General features: G+C 60.4%; 11 protein-coding genes. 5 read left to right on the top strand and 6 right to left on the bottom strand.

Features of this window, described 5'->3' with window-relative positions:
- Positions 1-105: 105 nt before the first annotated feature.
- A complete protein-coding gene (locus tag ACSQ3J_RS00840; protein WP_060502193.1) occupies positions 106-570 on the bottom strand; it encodes an RDD family protein in 465 nt (154 codons plus the stop codon).
- Positions 571-792: 222 nt separating this feature from the next.
- Between ACSQ3J_RS00840 and ACSQ3J_RS00835 the strand changes: the two genes are divergently transcribed.
- Positions 793-2,502, top strand: coding sequence for a GGDEF domain-containing protein (locus ACSQ3J_RS00835; RefSeq protein WP_060502192.1), 1,710 nt, complete (start codon positions 793-795; stop codon positions 2,500-2,502).
- A 37-nt stretch (positions 2,503-2,539) separates the two neighbouring features.
- Here ACSQ3J_RS00835 and hemB read toward each other — a convergent pair whose 3' ends face one another.
- Positions 2,540-3,553 carry a porphobilinogen synthase gene (gene hemB / locus ACSQ3J_RS00830; protein ID WP_060502191.1) on the bottom strand — a complete coding sequence of 338 codons (1,014 nt, stop codon included), beginning with the start codon at positions 3,551-3,553 and terminating at the stop codon, positions 2,540-2,542.
- 243 nt (positions 3,554-3,796) lie between these two features.
- Here hemB and ACSQ3J_RS00825 point away from each other — a divergent pair, with 243 nt between their 5' ends.
- Entirely contained in the window at positions 3,797-4,135 is a 339-nt protein-coding gene (locus tag ACSQ3J_RS00825) for a hypothetical protein (RefSeq protein ID WP_060502190.1), read from the top strand.
- A gap of 48 nt (positions 4,136-4,183) precedes the next feature.
- On the opposite strand, the gene ACSQ3J_RS00820 is transcribed toward ACSQ3J_RS00825, so the two are convergent.
- The gene (locus ACSQ3J_RS00820) at positions 4,184-4,417 is read right to left on the bottom strand and encodes a hypothetical protein (protein WP_156393789.1); all 234 of its coding nucleotides are present in this window, start codon (positions 4,415-4,417) and stop codon (positions 4,184-4,186) included.
- A gap of 193 nt (positions 4,418-4,610) precedes the next feature.
- Here ACSQ3J_RS00820 and ACSQ3J_RS00815 point away from each other — a divergent pair, with 193 nt between their 5' ends.
- The 3 genes from ACSQ3J_RS00815 (at position 4,611) to ldtR (ending at position 6,777) form a co-directional block, all read left to right on the top strand.
- Positions 4,611-5,552 (top strand): adenylate/guanylate cyclase domain-containing protein, encoded by a 942-nt coding sequence (locus ACSQ3J_RS00815; RefSeq protein WP_060502238.1) that lies wholly within the window; start codon positions 4,611-4,613, stop codon positions 5,550-5,552.
- A gap of 143 nt (positions 5,553-5,695) precedes the next feature.
- Positions 5,696-6,133 (top strand): DUF6163 family protein, encoded by a 438-nt coding sequence (locus ACSQ3J_RS00810; RefSeq protein ID WP_060502189.1) that lies wholly within the window; start codon positions 5,696-5,698, stop codon positions 6,131-6,133.
- 131 nt (positions 6,134-6,264) lie between these two features.
- Complete coding sequence (ldtR, locus tag ACSQ3J_RS00805) at positions 6,265-6,777, top strand: transcriptional regulator LdtR (protein ID WP_037107503.1); 513 nt, start codon at positions 6,265-6,267, stop codon at positions 6,775-6,777.
- Between the two features lie 75 nt (positions 6,778-6,852).
- Here ldtR and ACSQ3J_RS00800 read toward each other — a convergent pair whose 3' ends face one another.
- Genes ACSQ3J_RS00800 through ACSQ3J_RS00790 form a run of 3 tightly spaced genes read right to left on the bottom strand, consistent with a single transcriptional unit; the run spans position 6,853 to position 13,706 of the window.
- Positions 6,853-7,098, bottom strand: coding sequence for a hypothetical protein (locus ACSQ3J_RS00800; RefSeq protein WP_060502188.1), 246 nt, complete (start codon positions 7,096-7,098; stop codon positions 6,853-6,855).
- A gap of 27 nt (positions 7,099-7,125) precedes the next feature.
- Positions 7,126-8,082: a hypothetical protein gene (locus ACSQ3J_RS00795; RefSeq protein ID WP_060502187.1), complete on the bottom strand. Its 957-nt coding sequence runs from the start codon at positions 8,080-8,082 to the stop codon at positions 7,126-7,128.
- Complete coding sequence (locus ACSQ3J_RS00790; RefSeq protein WP_436038520.1) at positions 8,079-13,706, bottom strand: hypothetical protein; 5,628 nt, start codon at positions 13,704-13,706, stop codon at positions 8,079-8,081. The genes ACSQ3J_RS00795 and ACSQ3J_RS00790 overlap by 4 nt, the downstream gene beginning before the upstream one ends.
- Between the last annotated feature and the right edge of the window lies 1 nt (position 13,707).

The following is a 13,707-nucleotide window of genomic DNA, read 5'->3' as shown; positions in this document are numbered from 1 at the left end:
TCAATCGCGACTTTTTGAACTGTCGCGTTGCGAGGCAATAAAGCGTGATCTAGCCGGGATAGGCGGGGAAGGGCTAGTTTAGCAACAGCCCTTCCTGCGCAGGAATCAAAATGTCTCGCGCCGGACAGTGACCGTACCGATAAGCAGATCATGCAACAGGCGTCCACGATCGGTGAACAGGCCAACCAGCAGCACCAGCGGCGTCAGAATCGCGTTGGCAATCCAGAAGATCACCAGATGGACGATGGCGGTGAGAAAATCCATCGGCCGCCCGTCAGTGCGGGCGATCGCCAATCCCATCATGCTCATGCCGGGCGAAGCCTGTTTCGGGCCACCCACGGTCATGCCGAAATAGAGCATGGCAAGACCGGCAAACAGGACCGGATAAAGCAGGAATCCAAGGCCGAACGTCAGGATGCCGAGAAAGAACACGACGACAGCGGCGGGAATCCAGAGAAGCCCGACGATCGCATAGTCGATGATGAACGCCATAACGCGACGGCTCAGCACGCCCTGATAGGCCCGCCAGTCGTTGGTGGGGATTCTGAGGTTTTCGTCCTGCACGCTCATGTCTGTGTCTCCAGTTCTTATCTGATATGGGAAGCGGTATCAAAAATGCAAATCCGCCGGGCGGGCAAATCTGTAATGGGGCGGCCTTCAGTCTGCGTTCATATGAGTGTGCTAACGATGATGCGCGCTGCAAATCTGGGAGGCTCATCTTCCTAAAAGACACTGGTTCCCAGCCAGTTTGTTGAATAGCAGCGATATATCCGCAGTTACCGGTTCCTCATCATGCCCCTCAGTCTCCATGCAGATACCAATACCGGCCGTTTCGGCGGTCTCCGGGCCCATCTCTGGTGCATGGCGCTGCTGGCGGTTGTCTGCACCCTGCTGCTGGCCACCTCGACGATATCGGCGTCAATTGATGCGTTCCGCAAGGCCCAGGCCGGCGCGGAAAACATGCGCCAGTTCACGGCGATCTTCGATGCGGCAAATTTCATTTCTGCGGAGAGAGGGCCGGCCAACAGCCTGATGACCGTAGCGGATACGGGCCAGACCGAGGCTCGCCGGAGATGGAGTGATTTCGTCAGGGACACCGACGCCGCGTTGCGTGAACTGGAGCGGCGCGACATACCGGATGCGATGATTGATGACGTCCATGCCCGGCTTGCCGCTGCGCGTGCTCTGATCGGAGCGATCGGGCAACAACCGCGCCATGCCCGGCGTTACGAAGAAATCCACGCGGCAATCGGCGCCATGTTCGTGGCGAGGGATTCCTACCGGAGGATCATCGAGTGGCAGAGTGGAGAAATCCTGAGACGAGATCCAGACCTCTCCGCCATCGTCGTGCAGGGCATCGCGCTCAGCGATCTGCGCGAATATGCTGGGCGTCTGGGCTCCTACCTGATTGCACCGATGGCAGCGGGAACAGGTGTCACGCCACAGGATATCGCTGCAAGCAGCGCTGCGCGCGGTAGGCTGCTTGAAGTCTGGGATCTGGTCGGCCCGCGTTCTGCGTTGCCGGTATCGGACCCGATCCGGCTGAAGCGTCAGGAGGCGGAAGATACCTTCATGCGGGACGGCCTTGCGCTGATCGACGAGCAGATGGCGATCGGCCGCAGGAGCGGTCGTTTCTCTCTTGATGGCGTGAGCCTGACGCAACGCTATGTCGCACTGATGCAGCCGCTTGGCGACATGAGAAACATCTATCTGACCGAGATCGTCAGCCAGTTCGAGGCGGGGGAGCGGGAAGCGCTGTTGACACTTTACCGCAACGGACTGACCACGGCCGTGTTGCTGATGCTTGTGCTCGGTCTCGTTGCAGCAGTTCAGATCTATATCCTGCGGCCTTTGCTTCGAGGTGCACAGGCCGTTGTCGCCCTTGCCGACGAGCGCCCGGCCGGTCTGGTTACGTCGCCGGGCGACGTACAGGAAATTAAAAGGCTCTACGGCGCCATCGGCGTTCTTGCACAGCGGCTCAATGAGCGGACGCTGCTGACGCGGCAGCTCGAAATCCTTGCCACGACCGATGGATTGACCGGTCTTCTCAACCGGCGCGCGCTGGAGGATCAAGTGGCCGCGATGGCGATGGACGGGGCGAAATACCTGATCCTGTTGGATATCGATCATTTCAAATCGATCAACGACCGCTACGGCCATCCCTTTGGCGACATCGTCTTGCGCGCCATCGCCGACCTGATGCGCCATTCTATTGGGCAATCAGGTTATCTGGCCCGCTTCGGTGGGGAAGAGTTTGCGATCCTGCTGGAGAGCGGCTCGCCGCCTGAAGCTGCTTGCAAAGCGCGAAAGCTCAGGATGGCGATCGAGAGGTGCCCGATTGAGGCTCCGGATGGTGAAGTGTTGACGGTGACGGCAAGCTTCGGCGTGGCCGGTGGAGCGCATCTGACATGGAGCGACATTCTCGCCCACGCCGATGCCGCCCTCTACCGAGCCAAGGATGCCGGCCGCAACCGGGTCAGAGCTTCGCGCGCGCCCGTCTGAGCGCGCGGTGTTTTTGGCTTCTTCGGCCGGGCCGGTATCAGCGCTTGGCCAGAATACGTGCCACATCAACCGCGAAATAGCTGAGGATGCCGTCGCAGCCGGCGCGCTTGAAGGCAAGCAGCGTTTCGAGCATGACCCGCTCGCCGTCGATCCAGCCATTGGCGGCGGCGGCCTTGATCTGCGAATATTCGCCCGACACCTGATAGGCGAACACCGGCAGGCCAAAACTTTCCTTCATCCGCCAGCAGATATCGAGATAGGGCAGGCCGGGCTTGACCATCAGCATGTCGGCACCTTCCTCGACGTCGAGGGCGGCGTCACGCATAGCCTCGGTGCCGTTGGCCGGGTCGATATAGTAGGTCTTTTTGTCACCCTTGAGCAGGCCGCTGGTGCCGATCGCTTCACGGTAGGGGCCGTAGAAGGCCGAGGCAAACTTGGTCGCATAGGCCATGATGCCGACATTCTGGTGTCCGGCCGCATCGAGAGCCCGGCGGATCGCGCCAACCCGTCCGTCCATCATGTCGGAAGGCGCGATGATATCGGCACCCGCATCGGCCTGCATCACCGCGGCCCTGGCAATCTGCGCCACCGTCTCGTCGTTGACGATCTCGCCGCCGCGCAGGATACCGTCATGGCCATGGCTGGTGAAGGGATCGAGTGCCACGTCGGTGATGACCCCGATGTTCGGCACGGCCTTCTTGATGGCGCGGGTCGTCTCGTTGATCAGGTTGTTGGCGGCAAGGCTGTTGGAGCCGGTGTCGTCGCGCAGCGAAATATCGACATTCGGAAAGGTCGCCAGCGCCGGGATGCCGAGATCGGCGGCGAGCTTTGCTGCTTCCACGGCCTTGTCGATGCTCATCCGGTTGACGCCGGGCATGGCATCGATCGGCTCGACGATGTTCGTGCCGGGAACGACGAAAATCGGCCAGATCAGATCATCCACTGTCAACCGGTTTTCCTGCACCATCCGGCGGCTCCAGTCTGCCTTGCGGTTGCGGCGCATGCGGCGGTGGCCGGTGATGAGGTCAACGGTATCGGTCTTGTCGGTCATGGCGATCGTCTTTCGTCAGCTTCGTCCTGTTCGTCGCGGTTTATCATGGGCGCTCATCAAAGGAAAATGCTTGAGGTGCGGCGTTTCATCATCCCATCTGCGGAGCTTCTGCGTTTCCCTATGTGGAAAAGGTGGGCCGTGAAGGAACTATCCCGGCCCTGTCCAGTTCTGAACTCATCCTGCGGAAAGCCTGATGAAAATCACCGATGAGCGGTGAGGGGCTTCCAAACAGAGGAGAAGACGATGAAAACTTTCATTACACTTGCCCTTGCCGCTACTCTTTCTGCGGCCTCGCTCGGTGGTTTCGCCTATGCGCAGACCACGAGTTCCACCACGTCCATGATGGCGGACGACATGCTGACCATTGTCAATGTCGGTGAGGAAACCAACGCCAGCACCGACACGTCGTCGATTCCCGCGACCTATCGCAACCCGTCGCCGGAAACGATCAGCAACGCCCAGGCGGAAATTCAAAATGATCCGGCCTTGATGGCGGCGTTGGAGGCGAAGAATGTCCAACTCGAAAATGTGATCGGCATCCAGACGGCTGCGAACGGCGGCAAGGTGGTCTATACGAAATAATCATCCGCAGTCTGAAAGGGTCCCCGTTTGCGGGGCTCCTTCTGCTGTTTAGACGGTGCCGCGTGTGCGAGGACGCGGCTTGCCGATGCTCCGTTGCGGCAACAAAAAAAACGGCCTCTCCGCGAAAGGAGAGGCCAAATGTTCAAGTTGGTGCGTATCCGGATCGACTGCCAAGTGACCGGCATTCAAATCGTTTCCTGCTAGGCCGCCGTTCGCAATTAACTTTGTTAATCCCAAAATCTTTTTCGCCGCGCCGGGTGAATGAAAATCAACTTCAGCCATAAGCGTTAGCGGGAATACATGCGGCCGAACGCCCCTTGTAGGGGAATATCTTTCCCATGGCGGGCTTTCTTCGGCGAGATTTGCCGCGCGTGCCGGTTGGAGGGCTTTTCCCCAAGGTTGCAATCCCCATATGCTTTTGAATGCAATCGGGTTAGCCTGAGAGGCGAGGAGGCAGGCAAACATGGACGACACATTGAGCGAGACGCAGCGCAAGCTGACGACCATCTTCTGCGCGGATGTACAGGATTACACGCGTCTGATGGGCGCGGACGAGGAAGGCACGCTGGCGATGCTGAAGCATTACCGCGACGCGATGTCCCGGTTGATCGACGCGCATGGCGGACGGGTGATCAATACCTGGGGGGACGGGGTGATCGCCGAGTTTCCGAGCGTCGTTGAATGTGTGCGCGCAGCGATGGATGTTCAAAATGAGCTGGCAGGCCAGAATGCCGCGCGGCCGGCAGACGGACGCATGCAGTTCCGCATCGGCATCAATCTCGGTGATGTGATCGCCGATGGCGATGATATCTATGGCGACGGTGTCAACATTGCCGCGCGCCTGCAGGCGTCGGCCACAGCGGGCGGGATCGTCATTTCCAATACGGTCTACGACCAGGTGCGCAACAAGGTGGCGGTCGGTTTTGATTTCCTCGGCCCGCTGGCGGTGAAGAACATCGCTGATGGGGTGCCGAGCTATGCCGTGCGCATCGGTGAGGGCACTGCCGGGTCATTGCCGCCTTCAGACGCGCCGCGCCACTCTGAGGCAAGGCCCGATACCGCAGCCATCCGGCAGACGCCGGATGGCGCCGGGCCGCCGAGCAACGGCTTTCCGGCGATCACCCGCCCGATATTCGGGTTGGCCGCGCTGGGCGTGGCTGTGCTGATCGTCATCAATATCCTGTCGTGGCAGGGCGTTTTCTGGGCGGCCTGGCCGGTTTTGGGAGTTGCGGTCTTGTCGGCGCTGGTCTGGATCGCCATTCAAAATCGTTTCGACCGGCTGGTTGCAGGTCTTGGTGTCATTAGCCTGGGTATTGCCGGGATCAATATTTTGACATGGCACGGGATTTTCTGGTCGGCTTGGCCGCTTCTCGGGATCGGCATTGTTGCTGCCCTTTACAAGATCCTCCGCCGGTAACAGAGCTGCGCGCTGATCATTCGTTGCATCCGGACACAAGAGGCAGCCGTTCCGGACAGGGCAGGGCAGGGCACGCATCGTGCCACAGGATAGGCGGATTATCCGTCTGGCAAAGCGCCAGCCCGCGCCCTATCTTCGCCGCCATGGCCCTTGATTCTGTGAAAATCCCCAAACTCTCGCTCACCGAAACGCTGTTCGGATTGTTCCTGCGGCTGGTGGCCGTGTCGTGTTTCTGGTTCGGCCTCAACTATTGGGCGATGCTGATCGGCTTCTCTTTCGGGGGGGGCGGACGGTTCGACCTGTTGCCTGTTCCGTGGCGGGTGGCGGCGACAGCACTGGCCGTCATCTATCCTGTCGCGGCGCTTGGATTGTGGCTGTTGGTCTCCTGGGGGCCGGTGATCTGGGTGGCAGCGGCAGGGGCGGAAATCGTCATGTTTGCGGTCTATCCGCAGATTTTCGGGGAGAAGCCGCTGCTCGTCATTCTGCACGCCGCGGTGGCCGTTACCTTCGTGCTTTTCAGGGCTGCGATCTTCTATCAGCGGGCACGACAGGCACGTGCTGCAAGAATTGATTTACCCTGAGACAAGGGCTGTGGATAGTAAGGCGCTGTTAAGGCTGGTGTTTAAGTAGAATTTTATACGTATTCGATAGTGTCTACCTCAAGGCGGGAAGAGAAACATACACCGCCAAACAAAACAGTGAGGCAGTCATCATGAACACCAAAATGAAACCGCAGGTCGTTTCCACCAAAGATCCCCACGAAGACGCGATCCGTTCGCTCTACATGGAATCCCTCCACCTGGTTGAGCGTCTTCATCGCCGTCTGCTCGATGTCGTCAAGGACGAATTCGACCGTTCGGGCCGCTCCGACGTCAACGCCGTCCAGGCACTTCTCCTCTTCAACATCGGCAATTCGGAACTGACGGCCGGTGAACTGCGCTCGCGCGGTTACTATCTCGGCTCCAACGTATCCTACAATGTTAAAAAGCTGGTTGATCTCGGCTTCATCAATCACCAGCGCTCGCGCGTCGACCGCCGCTCGGTCCGCATCAGCCTGACCGAAGAAGGCCAGGAGATCGCCGAAACGGTCGCCAAGCTCTACGAGCGCCATATCGGCTCTATCCAGAAGGTCGGCGGCATCGGCACTGACGAGTTCGGCCAGATGAACAAGCTCCTGCAGCGCCTCGACCGCTTCTGGAACGACACGATGCTCTACAAGCTCTAAGCGCGAAGACCATCGCCAAGGCTTGTGATGATTGCCGACGGGTGCGCATGGCGCACCCGTTCGCGCGTTTGGCGCCTATTCGACGATCAACGTTCCATCTGCCCAGATTTCCTTGACATAGTCTGAGGCTCCGGTTCGACGCCAGATGAAGGTACCTTTGCTGTCCTCATCGTCTTCCGTGTAGTGGGCGTCCACCCAGACCTCATCGCCCTTTTGGAGCATGTCTTCGAAAACGAGTTTGCGGATGGCCGGATCGATCTGCTGATCGACAGCATAAATCGCCGTTGCCCCCTCGTTTCTTACCAGAATTTTAAACGCCATAATGTCCTCCCGTTGCAATGAGCTGGATCATTGGGATTTTGTCGGTGAAATCGGGATCGGCGGCGAGACCGAGACGATACGCGCCTGGACCTCGACCATCTGATTGAGTCCGGCCGGCGTGACATCGAGTGCCGGTTCGCCGCCACCGGCCTTCGAAAACAGCCAGTTGAAATCAAAATGCGGTATGAAGGCCGGGCCGGGCGAATGTAGCAGCGACACATCGGCCCAGAATTCGCCCGCATCTTTGTCGCCGTTCGCCTCGATATCGAGGAAGAAGCCCGGATTGTCGTTGCCGGTGGCGAGCAGGCCCAGCATGTTGGGGATTGTCGCAAAAAGCGATGTGACCGGCACCGTTTCTCCATTGGAAAACAACAGGTTCGCCCGGTAGGCCAGTGGTTTCGCTGCCGTCGCTCTTTCGATGAACAGTTCAAGGGCGGTCACGAAAGATCCGTCGGGATGCTTTTTCAGATCGATGGCGACCTCATGCGGATCGGTACTGTTTTCCGAAAACCGCAGACGGACCGTCAGGCGGCTGAATTTTTGCAGATGCGCCGGAGGCCCTGCGAACCGGAGGAACAGCCGCGCCGAGGCCGCATCGGCGCGGGTGGCAAAGCCGGTGGAAATGAGATCGAAATAGGCTCGCCGGTAGGTTTCGGGAACGCTCGCTTCCGAACCGCACAGGATCGCAGCCGGCGTTTCAAACTCGATGATACGGACGCAGTCTTCCTCTTCACCTGCGCCGGTCAACGCCGCCGACAGTTTGCCGGCCAGCAGCGCCGAGCGGCTATATTGCTCGACCGGACGGCCGGGCTCCTTCAGGTAGCCGGTGGTCAAAACGGCGAGGTGGCGTTGCACATGCAGCGGCAAAGAGTTTGCAAAGGTCGAGGCGCAAAGCCATGTGCGTTCCGCAAAGCCGCTGCGATCAAAGCTCAGCATGGCGGTTTTCGGATCGAGCCTGGCAAGAAGCTCACGTATCGGTATCATCGGCCGCGCCGGGGGGCGCCGTGAAAATCAGGGGTGTGGACTGTGTCGAAGTTGCGGCCGGTGCGCGTCCAGGCAAGAAAGGTCGGTGCGCTGGCCATGGTGGCACGCGCCCGGGTGCCGTCGGCTTTCAGAGTAACGGATGTTGGGTTGGCCGGGGTTTCCGCCTTTGGCGGTCCCCATTCGATATTGCAGACAAGACGCGGCGCGTTGCCATGGCCAAGCGTGACATTGCCCTGGTTTTGCGCAGGCAGAACGAACACCGCTGCCGAATGGCGGCCGGGGGCGACGGGCTGGTGCAGGATGGCCAGGCGGCTGGCAAACAGCCGTTTCCAGCGGGCAATGGCGACGTTTTTCTCCATGGAACCGGCGATGCCGCCATCGACGGCTGCCTTGCTGGTCTTGATGACCAGGCCATTGCCATCCGCCTCCAACATGAGCACAGGCGTCTCATTGCCATCGGCGACGCAGTTGAGCAGGCTTGTGGGAGTAAGCGCGATGTCGCTGTCGATCCACCAGCATCGACCGGCATCCAGCCCCGATAGGTCGCCGGTGCCGTCCTCAACCGCCCAGTTCGGATCGATATAGCGCCGCATCGAGATGCCGAGGAAATGCTCTTCGAGATTCTGTTCGGTGCCGTTGAGATCGAGCGGTGACAGCGAGAACATCGAATTCGGAAAGGCGGGCGCCGGCGCATTGACCGCATCGAAGGTCAATCCCATCGGCCCTTCGGCGTTCAGCGCCAGTCCGAGGGCGGTATTTTCTTCGGTGGCATGGTAGGTCAGGCGGGGATCGGGACCGATCTCCTTGCGTGAATCAAGAATTTCGACGGGCGCATCGGCTTTGGTAAAGCCATATCCGAAGCCGGTTTTGATCTCGGCGGCTATCCGGTCGGCCAGTCCGCCGCGTGAAAAGGGCGGTTCCTGCAGGATGGCGAGTACGGGTGGCGTGCTTGGCACGTGGCTATCATCGCGCGGCGGGCTGGTCAGCGGAATGAGGGCGCGCTGCTGCGGCCGGGTCAGAAGCATTCGAGAAAGGTCTACCAGCATGGCAATGCGCAGCGTCCATGCCTCGGCCGGCTGGACGCGGAGTTTCCGGTCCGTAATCCACGCCTTGACTTCGCGGCGGGTCACTTCCTTCAGTGCACCAGCATAGCGGGAGCGAAGGGTGAAACGGTGGCGGAAATAGGTTGCTGACGGTGCTTCCCATAAATGTTGTTCCAGCACCGTTACGGCCGGCAAAGGCAAAAGACGCTGTGTCACCGTCTGGGAATCGATATTCGGCCGGTCGAAAAAGGCTTCCTGCTCGAAACGGGAGAGGGGATAGCCGAGGTCTTTGCCGTTTTCTTTAACGGGCATTTCCTTGAGCGGCATGGCGGCCGTTGCAGATTGCGGCCGGTGCGAAAGCGCGTCCTCGTCGCGGAAATGCAGTGGTGCGATGTGGTTGTAGATCGGCCTGCCGCTTGGGCGCCAGCGCTGCGTCGTCACATCGATCTCGCTGAGCAGCCGCCATTGCCGGGCGTGGTTCTTTTGGCCGGGATCAGGCAGCGCGGGACGTGTCTGCAGATCGTAGCGACGGGATCGCTCGATCGGCCGCACGGCTATCATACTGGCGGCAAGCTGGATGGCGGGCTTGTCCCGTTCCTTGCCCCTTTCTGCATCGATGGCGTGCATGCCATCCAGCATGGTTTCGATCCGGATGGCTGCCGACGGATAGGCAAAAAATGCTTCTGTCAAACCATGAGGCACAATTCGGCGCGAGGCTTGCTGTTTCAATCCCGGATGAAAAACGGCCGGGTGCTTGCCTGAGGGGGCGAAATGCCGGGCAGGGACCAAGGCATCCATCGACAAGCGGGCAACGGTGCCGGGCGGAATGCTGGCCTGCAATGTCTTGACCTGCGCGGACACATCCGGCTGCTTTAATCCTAAAGCGCCGGAAGCGATGTCGATCGAGAACTGGAAGGCGCGCTCGATCGGCTTGAACAGTTTGTCATGCAGAGCCTCCGGGCTCCATTGTCCCGTACCGTGTTCGGCAAGGTTTTGGGTGATGCCGGCCATGGTCTGCTTGAAACCGAAGGACAGGATCAGAGCCTGTGCGGTATGGATGCTGCCGTCGAGTTGATCTGACACGGTCAACTCCAGGCGCACAGCTTCGAAGGCCGGGTCGGGCAGACGATCGAGTGCTCGCGATAGGCCCTCGTCGGCATCGCGCAGGACATAGGCGGTCAGAAGTGCTCGCCGCAGGTTCGCGGCCGCCGTCTCGTCCAATACCGCGTCCCGCAGGGTGGCATTGGCGAACCATCGATCGAAATCGAGATAACCGACGCGCGGCGTGTCGACCAATACAGCAACATCGCCGCGCAATGATTCCTTCCACGGGGCCTCGCTCGGAGCGAGCAGCAGAAATGGTGCGCCAACCTCGTGTGGCTTGATGTCGTCCGCCACGGCAAAGCTCAGAGAGGCGGGCTCGTTGGATTCTAACGACAGCCGGATCCAGCCGACAGTGATAGGTCTCGTCGTGGTCAGTGCTGCATTTGCGGTGGCCTTGCCGCATTCGATGGTGAGCTGACGCTGATGTGTGGGTGTGCCCGCTCTTACTGAGTCCAGCGAGATGGTGATTGTTTCGAGGGCGCTGAAATCAAACCCTTTCGGGAAGGCAAGTGTGGCCTTGGCGACACCGTCGTCATCCGGACCTGCTGGCACGGTGTTGAAAAGCCGGGCAACCAGCCGTGCGGGCTTGCCGCTGAGGACGGTGCTGCTGATCCGATGGATTGTAGACCGGGCGATCAACTGGGGGATGGAGAGGGTGCCGCTGCCGTCGCGATCACGAAAAATATCGCAGACGGCTGGGCTACCTGTGAATGCACTCATCACCGTGCGCGGATAGTCTTCGGCCAGTGGGGCCACGCCGTCGATCGGCATGGCAATGCGGCGCGGTTTGTTGGCAGTCACCACCTCGTTGACGGCCATCTGACCGATCGCGGTGCGGCGCTGATAGCAGGTTGTGGTGACCAGCAGCGGGTCCGGCTTGCCGCCCTTGCTTGGGGGCTCGAACACCGGCTTCGGCATCCAGGGCAGGTCGGCCTGCAGAGATAGCGGCATGGAACCGGCATTGGTCGTAGCGAAGCTGAAGCTCTCGAAATTCCGGCCATAGGCAAGGCGCGGGACATGTGCAAAGCCGGATGATTCGGTATCGTGGGCGCCATGGCTGTAAAAGGATGCAAAGGCTTCCGGCGCCAAGGCGAGCGCTTCTGCCGCCGTGTTGCCAAACGTGGTCGCTGCAAAGGGCAGACCTTCATAGCGGATGAACATCGGGCCACGCCCGTCGCTTGTTGCGGGTAGCATGGGATGAAGCGCCGCCGGGACTGTCGGTTTTGGTGCCGTTTGACTGGGGTCCACGGTTAGCGGCACGGGCCAGGTCAGTTCGGCGAGGCTCGCATGCGCCCATGGATCGGTTCTGGTTTCGGTATCGATCCGGCGGATGGCGACCGCAATGCCGTTGAAATGGTCGCAAAACGCATCGATTTCTTCACCGTCGATATTGGCCGCGATCTGGATCGGCAGCGGGGCAGGGGCGTGGTCGGGGACGAAGCGGCTGGAAGTGGCCGCCAACTGCGTCATTGGGGCAAGCGAGGCCCGGTAACTTGCCTGGAAAAACGGGAGAATCTGGGCGGGCGTCACCGGCGTGATGCCATCGGGCCATGTGGTGGGAAAAGGCACTTTGACGAGGCTATCGGCAATGCGGTGGAAACCGTTGGCAAACGGCTCCGGTTTTTTGGGATCCGCCGGCAGCCTGAGCAAGCGCTCGGCAAAATAGCCGGCGCCGGTGGCGACGGCAATCAACCGCTGAACTGCAGGCATTCCCGTCTGTTTGTGCTCACCGGCAAACCGGAGCAGCGCCTTGGTGAATTCGCTTGCTGAATCGCGCCTGACTGCCTCGGCACCGTTGAAGGGGCCGTCGAGTTGGATACGATAGGACCGCCAGGCTTCGGTGAAGGCGCCCGACACGGCATTCACCAGTGCAATATCCCCTGAGCGGTTCAGGGTTGCTGCAAAGGCAGCCGCAAAGAGGGCTGGCAGCCCGGTCACTGGTTCGCCACCGTTTCCAGTTTTTTCGGTCGTTTCGAACACTCGGATGATCGCCGTCTCGGCGCCGGTTTCGTCCTGTAAGCGCTGTCCGGCGTCCGCCAGCGCCCGGTGCAGGATCGCCTGCCCGTCGCCATTGATGTTTTGCCGGAGCTTTTCATCAAGGGATACGGCCGTTCCGCTGGCGAATGCGTTCAACAGAACATTGAGGAGCTGGATTTCCAGCGGCGTTTCAGCCCCGGTGGGCTGAAGGCCGTGAACCCGTTTCAGGCTCTCGCAGAATGCGCGGCGCACGCCGGCATCAGCCATGTCGGCCGTCGTGCGCATCAGCGGATTGTGCAGCGACAGGGTGTTGCGCAGCAGGCCGGTCAGCTTGGCAAGAGAGTAGCAGTCTTCCGGCAGCGCGAAAGCCCCGGCGAGGTCGTCCCGATAGCGCTCAAAAAGGTTCAGCATCAACGGCGCAAGGATATCGCCCATCGTCGTGTTGCCGGACACGGGTTTCATCAGGCCGATAATGATGGGATCGAGCGCGGCACCCAGGCTGGCTGCGGTCAGCCAAGCAGCGGCGGGTGCGGGAATGTCGAGAAGAGGAGGCTTCTTTTCGCTGCCGTAGTGCCACTGAAACAAGGCTTCGTAGGCGGCGTCTTCAGCTGATCCGGTACCTGGGCCGGCCAGCGCCGTTACTGGTGCCATCAGAGAGGCGGCGCGAACTTCGAACCATTGGGTGAGGCGCCAGAGGTTTTCAGCCTCCGGATCAACTTTGAGATAGCCGTCGGCGCTGAGGAACCCGTTGATATCCTGCGGCACAGCCGTAAAGGCGGCAGGAACCTCAAGCGCTTGCGCGCGGTAGATGGTCTCGCCAAGGCCGCCACCAGCGTCATAGGTAAAGTCCCACAACTCTCCGTGCGGCGCCCCGGAGAGGATGGCAGAGGGAGCTGCGCCACTGAAGGAAGGCAGAGCGACATAGAAGCCATCCTGCGGGATTCCCTCAAGCCGCAGGACATGGGTGAGCGAGAGCCTGTGCGCCACGGGGGCGTTCCACGCATGGGCGGCGCGCAACCGGTAGGTGGCAGGCGCGGTGGTTGCTTCGACCGGCTTGTCCATCGCAACGCCGGCATCAGGTGTCGTCCAGTAATGGCGGCTATCTGTTTGCGGCGGCGCGGCCTTGCTGAGCCAGGCGATGATGTCGTCAGCGGAATTCGGTGCTCTGGCATCGGAAATCTGCCGGGTGATTTCGCCCCTGTGGCTGAGCGTGCAAGTGCCCGTAATACCCAGGTCGGCCTCATAAAGATGAAAGCGAACCTGTTGCACCGCCTTTGCGAATTGGCGGAACTGGTCCCTCGCCAGGTTTTCATCCGCTTCAAGTTCCTGCCGTTTTTGTTTCGCACCATCATCCATTCCGATGACTGCGTTGCGAAGGACATCCGTGACGCATTCGAAGCCGAGATTGACGGCAAGCGTTTTCAGGGCTGGGTCTGCCGGATGATAGGTGTCCGGCTCGGCGTCGAGGACGCAGTGGAGGATGGAGGACTTCAGCGCCATG

The sequence above is a fragment of the Rhizobium sp. LjRoot98 genome (genome assembly GCF_964252935.1).
Taxonomy (GTDB): domain Bacteria; phylum Pseudomonadota; class Alphaproteobacteria; order Rhizobiales; family Rhizobiaceae; genus Pararhizobium.
Note: the sequence above shows the minus strand (reverse complement) of the source record. Positions and strands in the feature narration are given on the sequence as shown.